Source organism: Agromyces sp. Y782 (assembly GCF_059445405.1).
This window is the reverse complement of sequence record NZ_JCAIUG010000001.1, coordinates 2,174,262-2,190,485: the sequence shown is the minus strand read 5'-3', so window position 1 is coordinate 2,190,485 and position 16,224 is coordinate 2,174,262. Positions and strand designations below refer to the sequence as shown.

General features: G+C 69.5%; 18 protein-coding genes. 9 read left to right on the top strand and 9 right to left on the bottom strand.

Annotated elements, in window-relative coordinates; genetic code table 11:
• Nucleotides 1–171 precede the first annotated feature (171 nt).
• Nucleotides 172–504, top strand: coding sequence for a phosphoribosylformylglycinamidine synthase subunit PurS (gene purS / locus AC1C2S_RS10150; RefSeq protein ID WP_495352397.1), 333 nt, complete (start codon nt 172–174; stop codon nt 502–504).
• A 17-nt stretch (nt 505–521) separates the two neighbouring features.
• Entirely contained in the window at nt 522–1,220 is a 699-nt protein-coding gene (purQ, locus tag AC1C2S_RS10145) for a phosphoribosylformylglycinamidine synthase subunit PurQ (protein WP_495352396.1), read from the top strand.
• A 68-nt stretch (nt 1,221–1,288) separates the two neighbouring features.
• Here the strand turns inward: purQ and AC1C2S_RS10140 are convergent, their stop codons facing one another.
• The 5 genes from AC1C2S_RS10140 to AC1C2S_RS10120 all read right to left on the bottom strand — a co-directional run bounded on the left by AC1C2S_RS10140 (nt 1,289) and on the right by AC1C2S_RS10120 (nt 5,045).
• Entirely contained in the window at nt 1,289–2,008 is a 720-nt protein-coding gene (locus AC1C2S_RS10140; RefSeq protein WP_495352395.1) for a flavodoxin family protein, read from the bottom strand.
• A gap of 102 nt (nt 2,009–2,110) precedes the next feature.
• Entirely contained in the window at nt 2,111–2,377 is a 267-nt protein-coding gene (locus AC1C2S_RS10135; RefSeq protein ID WP_495352394.1) for a hypothetical protein, read from the bottom strand.
• Between the two features lie 89 nt (nt 2,378–2,466).
• Entirely contained in the window at nt 2,467–3,951 is a 1,485-nt protein-coding gene (locus tag AC1C2S_RS10130) for a catalase (RefSeq protein WP_495352393.1), read from the bottom strand.
• Between the two features lie 156 nt (nt 3,952–4,107).
• Nucleotides 4,108–4,557: a Fur family transcriptional regulator gene (locus AC1C2S_RS10125; RefSeq protein ID WP_495352392.1), complete on the bottom strand. Its 450-nt coding sequence runs from the start codon at nt 4,555–4,557 to the stop codon at nt 4,108–4,110.
• Nucleotides 4,558–4,664: 107 nt separating this feature from the next.
• Nucleotides 4,665–5,045, bottom strand: coding sequence for an ArsR/SmtB family transcription factor (locus tag AC1C2S_RS10120; RefSeq protein WP_495352391.1), 381 nt, complete (start codon nt 5,043–5,045; stop codon nt 4,665–4,667).
• Between the two features lie 127 nt (nt 5,046–5,172).
• On the opposite strand from AC1C2S_RS10120, the gene AC1C2S_RS10115 reads away from it, so the two are divergent.
• Complete coding sequence (locus AC1C2S_RS10115; RefSeq protein ID WP_495352390.1) at nt 5,173–6,351, top strand: MFS transporter; 1,179 nt, start codon at nt 5,173–5,175, stop codon at nt 6,349–6,351.
• Nucleotides 6,352–6,432: 81 nt separating this feature from the next.
• Here AC1C2S_RS10115 and AC1C2S_RS10110 read toward each other — a convergent pair whose 3' ends face one another.
• A complete protein-coding gene (locus AC1C2S_RS10110) occupies nt 6,433–6,747 on the bottom strand; it encodes a winged helix-turn-helix transcriptional regulator (protein WP_495352389.1) in 315 nt (104 codons plus the stop codon).
• Here AC1C2S_RS10110 and AC1C2S_RS10105 point away from each other — a divergent pair.
• A complete protein-coding gene (locus AC1C2S_RS10105) occupies nt 6,697–7,149 on the top strand; it encodes an SDR family oxidoreductase (RefSeq protein ID WP_495352388.1) in 453 nt (150 codons plus the stop codon). The two genes, AC1C2S_RS10110 and AC1C2S_RS10105, sit on opposite strands and share 51 nt — an antisense overlap.
• A gap of 34 nt (nt 7,150–7,183) precedes the next feature.
• Here AC1C2S_RS10105 and AC1C2S_RS10100 read toward each other — a convergent pair whose 3' ends face one another.
• Both AC1C2S_RS10100 and AC1C2S_RS10095 read right to left on the bottom strand, forming a co-directional pair.
• Nucleotides 7,184–7,492: a hypothetical protein gene (locus tag AC1C2S_RS10100; protein WP_495352387.1), complete on the bottom strand. Its 309-nt coding sequence runs from the start codon at nt 7,490–7,492 to the stop codon at nt 7,184–7,186.
• A 112-nt stretch (nt 7,493–7,604) separates the two neighbouring features.
• The gene (locus AC1C2S_RS10095; RefSeq protein WP_495352386.1) at nt 7,605–8,138 is read right to left on the bottom strand and encodes an adenine phosphoribosyltransferase; all 534 of its coding nucleotides are present in this window, start codon (nt 8,136–8,138) and stop codon (nt 7,605–7,607) included.
• A gap of 164 nt (nt 8,139–8,302) precedes the next feature.
• On the opposite strand from AC1C2S_RS10095, the gene AC1C2S_RS10090 reads away from it, so the two are divergent.
• Both AC1C2S_RS10090 and AC1C2S_RS10085 read left to right on the top strand, forming a co-directional pair.
• Nucleotides 8,303–8,764 carry a DUF3817 domain-containing protein gene (locus AC1C2S_RS10090; protein WP_495352385.1) on the top strand — a complete coding sequence of 154 codons (462 nt, stop codon included), beginning with the start codon at nt 8,303–8,305 and terminating at the stop codon, nt 8,762–8,764.
• Between the two features lie 183 nt (nt 8,765–8,947).
• On the top strand, nt 8,948–9,763 hold the full coding sequence (locus tag AC1C2S_RS10085; RefSeq protein WP_495352384.1) for a shikimate 5-dehydrogenase: 816 nt from the start codon (nt 8,948–8,950) through the stop codon (nt 9,761–9,763).
• 233 nt (nt 9,764–9,996) lie between these two features.
• On the opposite strand, the gene AC1C2S_RS10080 is transcribed toward AC1C2S_RS10085, so the two are convergent.
• Nucleotides 9,997–11,214: an MFS transporter gene (locus tag AC1C2S_RS10080; RefSeq protein ID WP_495352383.1), complete on the bottom strand. Its 1,218-nt coding sequence runs from the start codon at nt 11,212–11,214 to the stop codon at nt 9,997–9,999.
• A 282-nt stretch (nt 11,215–11,496) separates the two neighbouring features.
• Between AC1C2S_RS10080 and AC1C2S_RS10075 the strand changes: the two genes are divergently transcribed.
• The 3 genes from AC1C2S_RS10075 to AC1C2S_RS10065 all read left to right on the top strand — a co-directional run bounded on the left by AC1C2S_RS10075 (nt 11,497) and on the right by AC1C2S_RS10065 (nt 16,223).
• Nucleotides 11,497–13,128, top strand: a complete 1,632-nt coding sequence (locus AC1C2S_RS10075) for a DUF222 domain-containing protein (RefSeq protein WP_495352382.1) — start codon at nt 11,497–11,499, stop codon at nt 13,126–13,128.
• A gap of 196 nt (nt 13,129–13,324) precedes the next feature.
• Complete coding sequence (gene purL / locus AC1C2S_RS10070; protein ID WP_495353234.1) at nt 13,325–15,625, top strand: phosphoribosylformylglycinamidine synthase subunit PurL; 2,301 nt, start codon at nt 13,325–13,327, stop codon at nt 15,623–15,625.
• A 97-nt stretch (nt 15,626–15,722) separates the two neighbouring features.
• Nucleotides 15,723–16,223 (top strand): NUDIX hydrolase, encoded by a 501-nt coding sequence (locus AC1C2S_RS10065; protein ID WP_495352381.1) that lies wholly within the window; start codon nt 15,723–15,725, stop codon nt 16,221–16,223.
• Nucleotide 16,224: the final 1 nt, after the last annotated feature.

Genomic DNA, 16,224 nt, shown 5'->3' with positions numbered 1-16,224 from the left:
CGTCACCGGCTCGGCGCTGACTATTCCGGTTGGAATAATACGCATGGAATGCACCGATCCGCAACCCCAACGCCGCAGCGCCGATCGACTGCGAAGGCCGGGCAACTCGAGCGATGGATGCCCCGGTAGAATCGACGCATCCACACTTTCGACACCGGACGGAGAACCGCGGTGCCCACCATCGTCGTCGACGTGATGCCCAAAGCCGAACTGCTCGACCCCCAGGGGAAGGCCGTCGCCGGCGCCCTCGCCCGCACCGGCCACGCCGGCATCAGCGCGGTGCGCATCGGCAAGCGATTCGAGGTGACCATCGACGGACCCGTCGACGACGCGCTCAAGGCGAGCATTCGCCAGATCGCCGAAGACATCTTCTCGAACCAGGTGATCGAAGACGTCGTGGGCATCCACTACGAGGTCTCCAACGCCGAACTCGCCGAAGAGGCAGCGGATGCCGCGGCTGACGCCGAAGACGGCTTCGTCGCCCCCGCCGGCGAGACGCACTGAGGCGCGGGAGGCAACGCATGCGCATCGGCGTCATCACCTTCCCCGGCTCGCTCGACGACCGCGACGCCCAGCGCGCCGTGCGCATCGCGGGCGGTGAGCCCGTCGCGCTCTGGCACGGCTCGCACGACCTCGAGGGCGTCGACGCACTCATCCTTCCGGGCGGTTTCAGCTACGGCGACTACCTGCGCTGCGGCGCGATCGCCTCGCTCAGCCCGATCATGACCGAGGTCGTCGACGCAGCGAACCGCGGCCTTCCGGTGCTCGGCATCTGCAACGGGTTCCAGATGCTGACCGAGGCGGGCCTGCTCGAGGGCGGGCTCATCCGCAACGACCACGGCTCGTTCATCTGCCGCGACCAGGTGCTGCGCGTCGAGAACGCGTCGACCGACTGGACCGGCGAGTTCGCGGCCGGTCAAGAGATCACGATCCCGCTGAAGAACGGCGAGGGCGGGTTCATCGCCTCGGATGAGACGCTCGACCGGCTCGAGGGCGAGGGCCGCGTGGTGTTCCGCTACGTCGGCGTGAACCCCAACGGATCGCTCCGCGACATCGCCGGCATCTCGAACGAGCGCGGCAACGTGGTCGGCCTGATGCCGCACCCCGAGCACGCGGTCGAGCCGGGCTTCGGCCCCGACACTGCGGTTGCGATGCGTTCGGGCGTCGACGGGCTCGGCTTCTTCACGAGCGTCATCAAGCGTGCCCTCGTCGAGGCGTAGCAACACACTTCCTGTCTCGTCTCCGGTTCGGCGCGTCGTCCTGTTCTCGGGTCGGGCTGAGCCTGCGGTCAGCGGTACTCGGGGTTCGCCTCGAAGCCCGAGTGGTCGCCCGCGTCCCACTCCGAGCGGAGGTTGCCGCCGGCCGGGAACCCGCCCGCATCTTTCAACAGCCGAGCGAGGTGCAGCAGGTTGTACGTCATGAACGTGGTGTTACGGTTGGTGAAGTCGTTCTCGGGTCCGCCTGAGTCGGGGTCGAGGTAGCTCGGGCCGGGGCCCGCCTCGCCGGTCCAGCCCGCGTCGGCGCCCGGCGGGATGGAGTAGCCGATGTGCTGCAGGCTGTAGAGGATGTTCTGCGCGCAGTGCTTGATGCCGTCTTCGTTGCCCGTGATGATCGCCCCGCCGACCTTGCCGTAGTACACGTACTGGCCCTTCGCGTTGAACTCGCCGCTCATGGCGTAGAGCCGCTCGATGAGCTTCTTCGTGATCGACGAGTTGTCGCCGAGCCAGATCGGCCCGCCGACGACGAGGATGTCGGCGGCCTCGACGAGCGGCCAGACCTCGTCGGGCCACGCATCGACGGGCCATCCGTGTTCGCGCATATCTGGGTAGACGCCGGTCGCGACATCCAGATCGACGAATCGAAGCTCATCGACTCGCACGCCGTGCCCACGCATGAGCGCAGTGCTCGCGTCGATGAGCCCCTGCGTGTTGCTCACCTCGGGACTTCGCTTCAGCGTGCAGTTCACGTAGAGGGCGCACAGGTCTGAAAAGTCGGGCAGCTCGGCCATGTCGCCGATGCTACTCGTGGGCTCAGGCCACCGACAGGCATGGGCGGCTCCGCCGCCGACGGCCGCACGTTCCGGCCGCGTGGCCGCGTAGCCGCGCCCGTCTCAGCGCCGCGACGACTCGGTGTCGGTGTAGCGGCCGGGCGCCACGACAGTGCTCGTGCCCGAGACGTACGAGCCGCCGAGCACGTGCACGATCCGGGCACGCTGTGCGGCCGAGCCCATCGCGATCTGCTGGGCGTCGAGCTCGGGTGCCGGAGCATCCGTCATCGTCATCGCCGCGCGCTGCCCGGCCGAGCCCATCGCGATCTGCTGGGGGTCGAGCGCGAGCGCCGAGGGCTCGACGTAGGCTGGGAGGGATCCGTTGTTCATGTTGCGTTCCTTCTGTCGGAGGGGTTGTGCGTGATGGATCGGCGATGCCGGGGCTGCAACCCCGGCATCGCGCGTTTCGAGGGCCTCGGCTACGCCGCGGCATCCTCGGTGCCGACGCTCGCGCGGAGCGCTGCCCCGAGCTCGGCGTCGACGTTCGTCCAGTACTGGAAGAACCGCTCGCGGATCTCGTCGATCGTGATCGACTCGCCCTGACCCGTGAGGGTCACGAGCAGACGAGCCTTCGCCTCGGGCGAGTAGACCTCGCGGTAGAGGGTGCCGGCCTGGCCGAAGTCGCTGTCGGCGGAGCGCAGCGTGTACGCCGAACGCACGAGCTCACCGTCGGACTCCCAGCCGCCCTCGGCCGCGCGCTCGGCATCGGCCACGGGGCCGCCGAACGAGTTCGGCGCGTAGACCGGGGTGGTCGGCGCGTTGAACCCGTGACGCTGGGCGCCGTCTTGCGAGTAGTTGGCGACGGATGCCGCGTGGGGGGCGTTCACCGGAATCTGGTTGTAGTTCGTGCCCACGCGGTAACGCTGCGCGTCGGGGTAGCTGAACACGCGCGCCATGAGCATCTTGTCGGGGCTGATCGCGATGCCGGGAACGGTGTTGGCCGGCGAGAACGCCGCCTGCTCGATCTCGGCGAAGAAGTTCGCCGGGTTGCGGTCGAGCGTGAGCGTGCCGACCTTGATGAGCGGGTAGTCGGCGTGCGGCCACACCTTCGTGAGGTCGAACGGGTTGAACCGGTAGGTCTTCGCGTCGTCGTAGGGCATCACCTGCACGTGCAGGTCCCACTTCGGGTGGTTCCCCGCCTCGATCGCGTCGTGCAGGTCGCGCCGGTAGTAGTCGGCGTCGGCGCCCGCGATCGCCGCGGCGGCTGCCGGGTCGAGGTGCAGGTCGCCCTGCCGTGTGCGGAAGTGGTACTTGACCCAGAACTTCTCGCCCTCGGCGTTGATCCACTGGTAGGTGTGCGAACCGAATCCGTGCATCTCGCGCCATGACTTCGGCAGGCCGCGGTCGCCCATGAGGTAGGTGACCTGGTGAGCCGACTCGGGCGAGAGGGTCCAGAAGTCCCACTGCATGTCGGAGTTGCGCAGGCCCGAGCCCGGGAGACGCTTCTGCGAGTGGATGAAGTCGGGGAACTTGATCGCGTCGCGGATGAAGAACACGGGGGTGTTGTTGCCGACGATGTCGTAGTTGCCCTCGGTCGTGTAGAACTTCGCCGAGAAACCGCGCACGTCGCGCCAGGTGTCGGGCGAGCCCTGTTCGCCGGCGACGCTCGAGAAGCGCATCAGGGTCTCGACGGTCGAACCAGGCTGGAACAGCGCGGCACGGGTGTACGCCGAGACATCCGCGGTCACTTCGAAGGTGCCGAACGCGCCGCCGCCCTTCGCGTGCACGATCCGCTCCGGGATCCGCTCGCGGTTGAACTGGGCGAGCTTCTCGACCAGGTAGCGGTCGTGCAGCGCCGTCACGCCGTCGGCGCCGATCGTGAGGGAGTGGGCGTCGCTGGCGACCGGGGTACCGGTCTGCGTCGTGGTGGGTGTCGCGATGGGTGTCGTGATGGGTTCGGGCATGCGTCCTTCTCTCTTCGTTCTTTCTCTGGAGTCGCCGGCCAGCGGCAGGCGGGGCGCCGGTAGGGAGCGCCCGAGTTCGGGGCGCGCCGGATGAGCCCGACGCGGATACGGATACGGATGGTGGATGCGGAAATGCCGGCTCGGCCGGCTTCGGACTCAGCTCAGCGCGTCACTCGCGCTGCACTCGAGGCAGAGCCCCCAGAACGTGACTTCGGCCGAGGCGATGCGGAAACCGTGCGTCTCGCTCGGCGTGAGACAAGCGGCGTCGCCGACGACGCAGCCCACGTCGAAGACGGTGTTGCAGCTCGTGCAGACGAGGTGATGGTGGTTGTCGCCCGTGCGGGTCTCGTAGAGGGCCGACGAGCCGGCCGGCTCGATCTTGCGCAGCAGCCCCGCTTCGGTCAGCGCACCGAGCACTCCGTAGACGGCCTGCCGAGAGGTGCTCTGCAGCTTCACGGCGGCACGGGCGTGCACGCCGTCGGCGTCGAGGTGCTCGCCCGGGCGGAACGCGTCGAAGACCGCGAGTCGTGATTCGGTGACCTTGAGCCCGGCGCCGCGGAGCCGGGCGGCCGCCCGGTCGCGTGCTTCGGTGGGGTTCGAGGTCATGACTCGACCGTATCGGTTATTTTGATTCTGTCAAAACAAACCTGATCGACGGGCGTGGCGGGCCCCTCCTCCGGGCGGACATCGGCGCCGCGACATCCGCTCTCCGGTCAGTGCGACCGCGACTCGGGCTCGCCGGTGAGGCCGATCATCTCGGCGGCCTCGTCGAGCGCCGAGCGAGTGTCGGTGGTTGCGTTCAGAATGCTGTCGATGAGCCCGGGGAATCGCGAGTCCAGTTCCTCGCGACGCAACGAGACGATGCGCGCGGTGCCGGCGACGGCCGTGCTCGTGACGCCGGCTTCGCGCAGCACCTTGAGGTGGTGCGACGCGGCTGACGGCTCGGCGCCGGCCGCGACGGCGCAGGTGCCGCTGAGGCTGTCGCCGTCACGGGCGAGCAGTGTGAGGATCGCGCGGCGGTTCGGGTCGCTGAGGGCGAACAGCACGTCGTCGAGACGGATGTCGGCGGAGGCCGGGTGGGCGAGTGTGCGCATCGTGGAAATTCCTCGGGGTCGACTCTTGCTGCCACCAGTGTACCTGTGATTCACTACTTCAAGAACTTTTGAAATACGACTTGAACTCCGACGTGAGGACCACGTGAATCTCCCTCTGCTACTCCTGATGTTCGGCACCTTCGCCACAGGTACGAACGCACTCATCATGACGGGCATCCTGCCGTTGGTCGCCGAGAGCCTCGACACCACGCCCGCGATCGCGGGCCTCAGCGTCACCGTCTTCGCGCTCGCGTACGCCGTCAGCGCCCCGCTGCTGCCGGTGCTGCTTGCACGCTTCGAACGACGCACGATCATGGTCATCTCACTCATCGGCCTCGTGCTCGGAACCCTCGCCTCGGTCGCGGCGCAAGACATCACGACCTTCCTCATCACACGCGCGATCGTCGGCTTCGGCTCGGCCGCATTCACCCCGCAGGCTTCCGCGGTCGCCGTCGGCATGGTGCCGCCCGAGCGGCGGGGCCGAGCGATCACGACCGTGCTGCTCGGCATCACCGGGGCGAGCGCGCTCGGCGTTCCGATCGGCACCGTCGTCGGCCACGCGTGGGGCTACCGCGCCGCCCTCCTCCTGGTCGCCGGGCTCGGAGTGCTCGCGATCGTCGGCATCCTCTTCGTTCCGAAGGCGCCGAGGCCCACCAATCCCAGATTCGCCGCCCAGCTGGCGCCGCTCCGCCGGCCGGCCGTGCTCGCGGTCGCCGGCACCACCGCCCTCGTGACCACCGGGTTCTTCGCGGTCTCGATCTACTTCGCGCCGCTGCTGCTCGGCACCGCGGGGCTCGATTCCTCGGCCCTCGCCATCGTGCTGTCCGCATTCGGCGTCGCCGGCATCGCATCGCTGCTGTTCGGCGGGCGCTACATCGACCGGTTCGGCGGCTTCCGCATCACCGCGGTCTCGCTCGTCGTGATCACGATCGGAACCCTGGTGCTCGGCGTCACGACGAACTTCTGGTGGGTGCTCGTGCTCGTGGTGCCGTGGGGGGCCTTCGGCAACATCATCATCCCCGCGCAGCAGTACGAGCTCGGCCGACTCGACCCCGACAACCCCGCCCCGGTGTTCGCCCTGAACAGCTCGGCGATCTACGCGGGCACGGCCCTCGGCGGGCTCGTCGGTTCAGTTACGATGAGTGTCGCGCCCGTGCAGTGGCTCGTCGTGGTGGCCGCAGTTCCGCTCGTCCTGGCGCTGCTCGCCACACTCGCGCAACTCGTGCGGGCGCGTCGCGCCGGGCGGCGCATGGAGTCCGAACCGGCGGCTGCGAGCACCCCCGAACTCGCGCCGATCGCCGACTGAGCGAACGGCGAGCGGATGCCTCGGGCCGGGCGTGAGCTCGAGGCATCCGTTCGCTGCCGCGCTCACCGAGATCGTGCGCCGTCAGACACGCGGCAAGTACTCATGAGGTTGCCGGCGGCGGGAACTCTTTCGCGTCGGTCGGCCCGAGAGCAGCGCGGGCGGCGAGGACCGCAGGGACGTGTTCTTCGGCCCATTTCTCACGGCGCGGAGTGGCACCAGGAGCGAGCGGCCGAGTTCTGTGAGCTCGTACTCGACGTGAGGGGGATTCTCGTCGAACACGGTTCGGGAAATCAAGCCGTCTTCCTCCAGGGACCGGAGCGTTTCCGCGAGGACCTTCGGAGTGACATGACTGAAAGACTCGCCAACCACACCGTCCTCGTCATCGGCGGAACCCATCGCTTGGGCGCTGCCATCGCGGCGGCCGCAGCTGCGGAAGGCGCACGCGTGACCGTTTCCGCACATGCGCCGCGTGACGAGAGCACACTGCGCATCGACCTGCGCGACGAGACGTCCGTGGCTGCCACCGGAACCACCAACGGCGCCGTCGCGTTCGCAGCCCAGCACCTGGCCGCCGAACTCGCTCCGGTACGCGTGAACGCGATCTCTCCGGGAATCATCGACTCAGGTCTCTGGGACGCCCGCGGCGCACAGAAGACGGAGTTCCTCACCGCAGCCGCCTCCCGGACACTCGTCGGCACTACAGGAACCGTCCAAGACGTCGTCGACGCGGTGCTCTGGATCATGTCGGCCACGTTCTTCACCGGCGAGACCCTGCGCCTCGACGGCGGACGACGCTGACACTCGCCGCGCGAGCGACGCGGGGCCGGCCGGCTCAGCGATCGGTGCGTCGCTCGAGCGGTTCGGGGAGCACCCAGCGCTTCGGGCGCTCTGCGTCGACGGCGACGGGCGCCGAGCGGCCGCGGATGTAGAACATGACGATGGATGCCGCGATGAGCGCGGTGCCGAGCGGGAGCACGAGCTGTCGGAAGACGTTCAGCACCAGCTGCACGAACGAGAAGAAGGTCTGGCCCGCTTCTCCTTCTGCCGACACGATCGAGTACAGCAGGGGCGGGGCGAGCAGGATCAGCAGCGCACCACCGACCGACAGCCCGATGCCCCACCACAAGGTTCGCTTCGGCATCGAGTCCATCGGACCTCCTCGTTCGGTGGCAAACGCTACCAAGGAATGTCCACGATGACCATGCCGGTTCCGTGACCCCGGAGCCCGCGGCATCCGCGCGGATCCCCGGCGCTCAGTACTGCAGCAGCGAGAAGATCTCGTAGCGGTCCGCGAGCGCGGCGCGGCCGCCGAGGCTGGTGAGTTCGAGGGCGACCGAGATGCCCGCGACCTGCCAGCCGGCCCGTTCGACGAGTCGCGCGGCCGCTGCGACGGTGCCGCCGGTCGCGAGCACGTCGTCGACGATGAGCACGCGGGAGCCCGGCGGCAGTTCCCCCTCGTGCACCTCGAGCGCAGCGGTGCCGTACTCGAGGGCGTAGTCCTCGCGGAGCACCGCCCGCGGCAGCTTGCCGGCCTTGCGGATCGTGAGCACGCCAGCACCGCAGATCGCCGAGGCGGCACCCGCGATGAGGAACCCGCGCGCCTCGACCCCGCCGATGTCGTCGAATCGGCCGGCGAACGGCTCGGTCAGCGAGGTGCCGAGCGCGTGCAGCGCCGGGCCGCTCGCGAACACCGGGGTCAGGTCGCGGAACGTCACGCCGGGTTCGGGGAAATCGGGGATCGACGCGATGAGGCTCGAGACGAGCTCGCGTGCAGACTGCTCGGTCACCGGGCAAGGCTACCGCGGCGCCCTGCACTTCGACTGGGCACTCGATTCACGTCCGGGTCACGTCAGGGGTCACGTCAGGGGTCACGTCACGGATCAATCGTTCGGTCGATGCGGGCATGCAGCCGAGCCTGAGACCATGGAAGCAACCGAACCCTGGAGCATCCGTGTCACCCAAACGCCTGTACCGAGCCCTGGCCTTCGCCGAGGCCGTCACGTGGACGATCCTGATCGTCGCGATGATCCTGAAGTACGCCGCAGGCGTCGAGTGGGCGGTGCTCGTCGGCGGTTCGATCCACGGGTTCGTGTTCCTGTCGTACGCGCTCGCGTCGGTGATCATCGGCGTCAACCAGCGCTGGAACCTCGGCCGCATCGCCTTCGCGGTGCTCACCGCGATCGTGCCCTACGCGACCATCCCGTTCGAGCTGTGGCTCGTGCGTACGGGTCACCTCGAGGGCGACTGGCGCCGCGAGAGGACCGACCACCCCGCCGACTCGAACCGGGTCAACGGCCTGTTGCGCTGGTTCCTCGCGCGGCCGGTGCTGCTCGTCTCGCTCGCGGTCGTCGGCATCGCCGTCGTCTTCGCGGGCCTGCTCGTGATCGGCCCGCCCGGGGGCCGCGAGGCCTGATGAGGTGCGGATGCCGCGGCATCCGCTCTCGGACGTCGACGCTCTTGTGGTCGCCGATGCCGTGCCGAGACCGATCGGCAGGGTCTCGATACGCGCTTCGCGCTACTCGACCAGCGACTGCGGCTGCGGCTGCGGCTGCGGCTGCGGCTGCGGCTGCGGCTGCGGCTGCGGGAAGATTGCAGCATGCCCATCCTCAACAAGGACATGGCGGTCTGCATCTCGCTCGCGGGCCGGCCGTCGAACCTCGGCACGCGGTTCCACAACTTCCTCTACGACGAACTCGGCCTGAACTTCATCTACAAGGCGTTCACGACCGATGACCTCGAGGGCGCCGTGCGCGGCATCCGTGCGCTCGGAATTCGCGGATGCTCCGTGTCGATGCCCTTCAAAGAGGCCGTGATACCCCTCGTCGACGTCGTCGAACCCTCGGCCGCGGCGATCGAATCGGTCAACACGATCGTGAACGACGATGGCGTGCTCACGGCGTCGAACACCGATTACGAGGCGATCGCCCAGCTCATCGCCGAGCACGAGCTCGACCCCGCCCAACGCGTGCTCGTGCGCGGTTCGGGCGGCATGGCGAAGGCCGTGGTCGCAGCATTCCGCGGCGCGGGCTTCGACGACGTGGTGGTCGTCGCGCGCAATTCTTCTCTCGGGCCGGCACTCGCCGGGCAGTACGGCTACGCGTGGACGCCGACCGACCCCGAGCCCGGCGCCGACGTCATCGTGAACGTCACCCCGCTCGGCATGCAGGGGGCGGATGCCTCGGCGCTCTCGTTCTCGGCGGAGCATGTCGGCGCGGCATCCGTGGTGTTCGACGTCGTCGCGTTCCCGGCGGAGACGCCGCTCGTCTTCGCCGCGCGGGCCGCCGGCAAGCTCGTGATCAGCGGGGCCGAGGTGCACGCGATGCAGGCCGCCGCGCAGTTCGAGCGCTACACGGGCGTGCCGCTCACGCGTGAGCAGATCGAGCGCGCCGCCGCGTTCTCACGCGCCGAGTAGCCCCACCGCCGGTCGAGTAGCGCGCGACGAAGGAGCCCCCACCGCCGGTCGAGTAGCGCGCGACGAAGGAGCCCCCACCGCCGGTCGAGTAGCGCGCGACGAAGGAGCCCACCACCGCCGGTCGAGTAGCGCGCGACGAAGGAGCCCGCGTATCGAGACCCCGCCCCCACGTCTCGATACGCTCGCTTCGCTCGCTACTCGACCAACGGTCGATTCGACCAACGGTCGATTCGTCAGCGGCGCACGCGGTTGACGAGTGCGGTCCAGATGAGGGCGGTGCTCGAGCACGCGATGAGCGCGACGAAGACCCAGGGCAGCCCACCGAGGCCGATCACGCCGAACAGGATCGCCCCGAGCAGCGCCCCGCCGCCGATGCCGGTGTTGAAGGCCGTCGTGTAGATGGATGCCGCGGCATCGCGAATGCGCGCCGACGCCGAGTGCAGCAGCCGGGTGTTGAGCATCGGCGGGAGCGCCCCGAACGCCGTGCCCCACAGGAGGAAGCACGCGATGCCGACGCCCGGCACCTGCGGGAAGAGCGCGAGACCCGCGACACCGAGGCCCGTCGCGATGAGCGCGACGGCGAGACCGACGGTGGGGCGGCGTCCGAGCACGGTTCCCGCGAACACGAGGCCGAACGCGCCCGCGATGCCGTAGGCGAGCAGCATCGGGCTGATCGCACTGGCCGGCAGGCCCATGACCTCGGTGATGAAGGGCGCGACGTAGGTGTAGAAGGTGTACGCACCGACCATCGTGACCGCGGTGATCAGGCACACGACGAGCACCGGCACGAACGTGGCATCACTGCGCAGACGGAGCGGCGCGGCATCCGTCTCGCCCGCATGGTGCCGCACCGGAGGCAGGAATCGCCACACCAGCAGGGCGCCGAGCAGTGTGAGCACGCCGATGCCGGCGAACGCGAGCCGCCAGCCGAAGGCCTGGCCGAGCGCCGTGCCGAGCGGCACGCCGAGCACGAACGCGAGCGAACCGCCCGCGACGCTGATCGAGACCGCGCGAGCGAGCTGCTCCTTCGGCACGAGGTGGCCGGCGTACGCACCGACGACCGACCAGAACAGCCCGTGGGCGGCGCCGCCGAGGATGCGGGTGGCGAGCACCGTGCCGTAGTTCGGCGCGAACGCGGTGAGCACGCAACTGACCGCGAGCACGGCGAGCGTGATGACGATGAGGGTGCGCCGCGGCATCCGCTTGGTCAGGGCGGACAGCGGCACCGTGAGCACCACCACGGTCGCGGCGAACACGGTGACGAGCAGGCCGATGAGGGGCTCGCTGACCTCGAGCTCTCGGCTCATGTCGGGCAGCAGGCCCGTCGGGATCATCTCGATCGTGACCGAGAGGAAGACGGCGGCGGCGAGCACGATGAGGCCGAGCCACGGGAACGGCGGCGCGACGGCGGGCGTGGTATCGGTTCGGTCGACGGGAGTTGACGGCGTCATGGGAGTACCTGAGCGAAGGGCGTTCCCCGCGCGCGGCGGGGCGGGGCTCCGCGAGTGGCCGACGGCGGGTCGACTGCGCGCTGATGTGCGCGCCCAGGGCCGCCGAGAATGCGGCGACCGCGTTCAGTCTACAGAGCGGATGCCGCGGGGTGGCGGGCGGGCGTCGGGCGTCGTGGTTGCGGGGGCGACGCGCTTCGGTCCGCAGTTCGGGGCGACACTTTCGAGTTCTCCACATTCGAAGTTCTCTTCGAATTTCTGACTGATTTCCGCTAGAATCGAAGCATGCCCGAAGCCCCCGCAGCACTCCGCGAACTCGAAGCGGTCTGCGCGTCGGTGCTGCAGGAGTGGGCGGGAGCGCTGCTCGCCGCCTCGCGCGACCCTGAGGCCGACATCGGCGTCATGAGCGACGACGGGCTCATGCGGGCGACCGAGTCGCTGGCCAGGCTCGGGCGCCGCGTCGAGGCCCTGCAGGCACGTTGCGCCGCCGGCATCGCCGAGCGCTCGCGTGGCGACGCAGACGGCGACGACCTGTCGCGCAAGCACGGCTTCTCCTCGCCTGAGCGGCTGATCGCACAGACGACCGGCGGTCGTTACTCCGATGCTGCACGGCTCGTCGCGGTGGGTCAGGCGACGAGCCATCGTGCGTCTTTCACCGGCGAGGCACTGCCCCCGCGGCATCCGCATGTGGCTGCCGCGCTCGATGCCGGCACGCTCGGCGTCGCTGCGGCTGAGGTCATCCGCCGGTTCGTCGACCAATTGCCGCCGACCGTCGCGTGCGACGAGGCCGACGCCGCTGAACTGCTCCTCGTCGACCGTGCACCGGCGGTCGGCGTCGACGGGCTCACGCGCTTGATCAAGCAGCTCGAGGCGCACCTCGATCCCGACGGCGTGAAGCCGCGCGAAGACGAGCTCCGTTCCCGGCGAGGTCTCTCCATCTGGCAAGACGCGGCGGGCATGATCAACCTGAAGGGCGCGTTCGATCCGGCGAACGGGGCGCCGATCAAGCTCGCGATCGAGGCGCTGGTCGGTGCCGAGCTGCACCGCGCGCGAGATGCGAAGCGTCCGTTCGGGGCGATGGGCGACCGCACGGCGCGCGACGCCGGCGCCGTCCGCTCCGACTCCGGCGACGGCTCCGACTCCGACTCCGGCGATGGCGATGGCGAGGTCGAGGCGACCGACCCCGTCTTCCGTGAAGAGCGCACGATCGGGCAGATGAACGCCGACGCGCTGGCCGACATCGCGAGGCTGTCCCTCTCGAGCGCGGCCGCACCACCCGCACTTCGAGGGGTGAGCGTCGTCGCCCGCATCGACGTCGATGCGTTCGTGACCGGGCGCGGGCACGCGAACATCGACGGTGTCGACCAGCCTGTGTCCGCCGCCACCGCGCGCGAACTCGCCGAGTCGGCCGGGGTCGCTCCGCTGCTCATGCGCGATGGTTGCGAACCACTCGAACTCGGCCGCGCGGCGAGGCGATTCTCCCCTGCCCAGAAGATCGCGCTCGTCGAACGAGACGGCGGCTGCGCCTGGCCAGGTTGCCACCGGCCCCCATCGCATGCTCAGGCCCACCACATCGCGTGGTGGAAGCGCCACCGTGGCCGCACCGACGTGGCGAACGGCATCATGCTGTGCAGCTTCCATCATCATCGGGTCCACGACGACGGGTGGAGCATCTTCATCCGCGATGCGCGCAGCTGGTTCGTTCCGCCGGTACACCTCGACCCCGAGCAGCGGCCACGACCGGGCAACGTGGCCGCGCGTCACCTCCTGTCTCGCCATGGGCCGGCACGGCATCCCGACGATTCGTCGCAGGTCGAACGGCAGCGGTCGTTGCCCACGCCTTCGCCCGCGCCCGTGCCCACCTCCGTTCCCACCACAGCAGACTCCGCCGGCGGACTGGTCACCGCGGTCGCGTGAGACCCGGTCTGGGGCGCCGCGGTCGCACCGCAACCACCGGTCGGCGAGCGCCGCGGTCGCACCGCAACGGCCGGTAGACTTCTGGGGTCAGGCATCCGCCCCGCGGCATCCGCTCGCCGCCGTTCTCTGGAGCTCGCCACTCGTGACCACTGAAGCCCCCGCCAACACCGCTGCCCCTTCGACAGGCTCAGGGAGCATCGCGACGCCGGTGCTCGACACCGTCGAGGTCGCCGCAGTGACGCCCGAGAAGGAACAGCCGTACGCCGCGCTGGGCCTGAAGCCCGACGAGTACGAGCGCATCCGCAACATCCTCGGCCGCCGCCCCACGAGCGCCGAGCTCGCGATGTACTCGGTCATGTGGAGCGAGCACTGCTCCTACAAGTCGAGCAAGATCTACCTGAAGCAGTTCGGCAAGAAGGTCACGCCCGAGATGAAGAAGAACCTCATGGTGGGCATGGGCGAGAACGCGGGCGTCATCGACGTCGGCGAGGGCTGGGCGGTCACCTTCAAGATCGAGAGCCACAACCACCCGAGCTACATCGAGCCGTTCCAGGGCGCAGCAACCGGCGTCGGCGGCATCGTGCGCGACATCATCTCCATGGGCGCCCGCCCGGTCGCGGTCATGGACGCCCTGCGGTTCGGCGCGATCGACCACCCCGACACTGCACGCGTCGTGCACGGCGTCGTGTCGGGCATCAGCTTCTACGGCAACTGCCTCGGCCTGCCGAACATCGGCGGCGAGACCTGGTTCGACCCGGTATACCAGGCGAACCCGCTCGTCAACGCCCTCGCGGTCGGCGTCATGCGCCACGAAGACCTGCATCTCGCCAACGCGAAGGGCGCGGGCAACAAGGTCGTGCTCTTCGGCGCACGCACGGGCGGCGACGGCATCGGCGGCGCGTCGATCCTCGCCTCCGACACCTTCGCCGAGGGCGGCCCGACCAAGCGCCCCGCGGTGCAGGTCGGCGACCCCTTCGCCGAGAAGGTGCTCATCGAGTGCTGCCTCGAGCTCTTCGCGGGCGACCTCGTCGAGGGCATCCAAGACCTCGGGGCGGCCGGCATCTCGTGCGCGACCTCCGAGCTCGCGTCGAACGGTGACGGCGGCATGGCGATCGTGCTCGACGACGTGCTGCTGCGCGACCCCACCCTCACGCCCGAAGAGATCCTCATGAGCGAGAGTCAAGAGCGCATGATGGCGATCGTGCGCCCCGAGAAGCTCGCCGGCTTCCTCGAGGTCGTCGCGAAATGGGACGTCGAGACGAGCGTGCTCGGCGAGGTCACCGACACCGGTCGCCTCAGCATCATGTGGCACGGCGAAGAGATCGTGAACGTCGACCCGCGCACCGTCGCCGTCGACGGCCCCGTCTACGAGCGCCCCGTCGCCTACCCCACCTGGATCGACGCGCTGCAGGCCGACACCGCCGCGAAGCTCGACCGGCCCGCGACGCCTGACGAGATCCGCGCGCAGTTCCTGCAGCTCATCGGCTCGGCGAACCAGGCGGATGCCGCGTGGGTCACGAACCAGTACGACAAGTACGTGCTCGGCAACACCGCGCTCAGCTACCCCGATGACGCCGGCATGGTGCGCGTCGACGAGGAATCCGGCCTCGGCGTCTCGATCGCAACCGACGCCAACGGGCGTTACTCGCAGCTCGACCCGCGCCAGGGTGCGAAGCTCGCCCTCGCCGAGGCGTACCGCAACGTCGCCGTCTCGGGCGCGGTGCCCGCGGCCGTCTCCGACTGCCTGAACTTCGGCTCCCCCGAGAACCCCGAGGTCATGTGGCAGTTCTCCGAGACCGTCGAGGGCCTCTCCGACGGATGCCTCGAGCTCGGCATCCCCGTCACGGGCGGCAACGTGAGCTTCTACAACCAGACCGGCGACGTGCCGATCCACCCGACGCCGGTGATCGCCGTGCTCGGCGTGATCGACGACGTCGCCCGCCGCATCCCGTCGGGCTGGCAGGATGACGGGCACAACATCTACCTGTTGGGCGACACCGCGCTCGAGCTCGACGGCTCCGCATGGGCCGGCGTCGTGCACGGCCACCTCGGCGGTCGCCCGCCGGCCGTCGACCTCGCCGGTGAGAAGCGTCTCGCCGAGCTGCTCAACGCAGCGGCGATCGAGGGGCTCATCGACTCGGCCCACGACCTCTCCGATGGCGGCCTCGCCGTCGCCCTCGCCGAAGCCGTCGGCCGTTTCGGCCTCGGCGCCCGCGTGGTGCTCGACGAGGTCGCCGGCGACGCCGGCATCGACCTCGCGACCGCGCTCTTCTCCGAGTCCGCCGGCCGGGTCATCGTGACGGTGCCCCGCGAAGACGACGTGAAGTTCCGCGGCCTCTGCGAGGGCCGCGACTACCCGGTGCGGCGCATCGGCGTGACGGATGCGACATCCGCCGCCCTCGAAGTGCAGGGCCTCTTCACCGTGTCGATCGACGAGCTGCGCGGTGTGAATCGCGCACCGCTCGCCGAGGCGTTCGGCCCCGTCGTCGGGTACTGACGCACGCCGGTCGAGTTGTTGGTCGAGGCTTGGGTCGAGTAGCGAAGCGTATCGAGACCCAGAAGCGTATCGAGACCCAGAAGCGTATCGAGACCCGATGACCGAGCCCGACGGAACCGCATACACCGAGGCCTACGCCGCATCGCACGGCAGATTCGCGGTCATCCCGGCCGCCTACGTGGTGCTCCGCAGCGGCGACGAGGTACTGCTGCAGCTGCGCCGCGGCACGGGCTACTTCGACGAGTACTGGGCGTGCGGCGCGGCCGGTCATGTCGAGGCCGGAGAGTCGCTGCTCGCGGCCGCGGTTCGCGAGACCCACGAAGAGCTCGGCGTCGATCTCGACGAGTCGGCGCTCACGGTGCTGACCGTCATGCATCGCACCGGCGGCGCGCCGCACCGGGCGATCGAGGAGCGCATCGACGTGTTCTTCGCCGCCACCGAATGGCGCGGCGAGCCGCGCCCGATGGAAGACAAGGCGGCCGAACTCGGCTGGTTCACACTCGACGCGCTGCCCGAGCCCGTCGTGCCGCACGAGTTCGCCGTGCTCGAGGCGATGCGCGACGGCCGTCTCTCCCCCATCACGCCGTACGGGTTCTGAC

What these genes read in the sequence shown, in the direction of transcription:
- AC1C2S_RS10075 (WP_495352382.1), top strand. Translation starts at nt 11,497, where the DNA reads ATGCCCGAAGCCCCCGCAGCACTCCGCGAACTCGAAGCGGTCTGCGCG.
- AC1C2S_RS10110 (WP_495352389.1), bottom strand. Translation starts at nt 6,747, where the DNA reads ATGGGTTCCGCCGATGACGAGGACGGTGTGGTTGGCGAGTCTTTCAGT.
- AC1C2S_RS10085 (WP_495352384.1), top strand. Translation starts at nt 8,948, where the DNA reads ATGCCCATCCTCAACAAGGACATGGCGGTCTGCATCTCGCTCGCGGGC.
- AC1C2S_RS10115 (WP_495352390.1), top strand. Translation starts at nt 5,173, where the DNA reads ATGTTCGGCACCTTCGCCACAGGTACGAACGCACTCATCATGACGGGC.
- purQ (WP_495352396.1), top strand. Translation starts at nt 522, where the DNA reads ATGCGCATCGGCGTCATCACCTTCCCCGGCTCGCTCGACGACCGCGAC.
- AC1C2S_RS10130 (WP_495352393.1), bottom strand. Translation starts at nt 3,951, where the DNA reads ATGCCCGAACCCATCACGACACCCATCGCGACACCCACCACGACGCAG.
- AC1C2S_RS10065 (WP_495352381.1), top strand. Translation starts at nt 15,723, where the DNA reads ATGACCGAGCCCGACGGAACCGCATACACCGAGGCCTACGCCGCATCG.
- AC1C2S_RS10140 (WP_495352395.1), bottom strand. Translation starts at nt 2,008, where the DNA reads ATGGCCGAGCTGCCCGACTTTTCAGACCTGTGCGCCCTCTACGTGAAC.
- AC1C2S_RS10125 (WP_495352392.1), bottom strand. Translation starts at nt 4,557, where the DNA reads ATGACCTCGAACCCCACCGAAGCACGCGACCGGGCGGCCGCCCGGCTC.
- AC1C2S_RS10120 (WP_495352391.1), bottom strand. Translation starts at nt 5,045, where the DNA reads ATGCGCACACTCGCCCACCCGGCCTCCGCCGACATCCGTCTCGACGAC.
- AC1C2S_RS10135 (WP_495352394.1), bottom strand. Translation starts at nt 2,377, where the DNA reads ATGAACAACGGATCCCTCCCAGCCTACGTCGAGCCCTCGGCGCTCGCG.
- AC1C2S_RS10100 (WP_495352387.1), bottom strand. Translation starts at nt 7,492, where the DNA reads ATGCCGAAGCGAACCTTGTGGTGGGGCATCGGGCTGTCGGTCGGTGGT.
- AC1C2S_RS10080 (WP_495352383.1), bottom strand. Translation starts at nt 11,214, where the DNA reads ATGACGCCGTCAACTCCCGTCGACCGAACCGATACCACGCCCGCCGTC.
- AC1C2S_RS10105 (WP_495352388.1), top strand. Translation starts at nt 6,697, where the DNA reads ATGACTGAAAGACTCGCCAACCACACCGTCCTCGTCATCGGCGGAACC.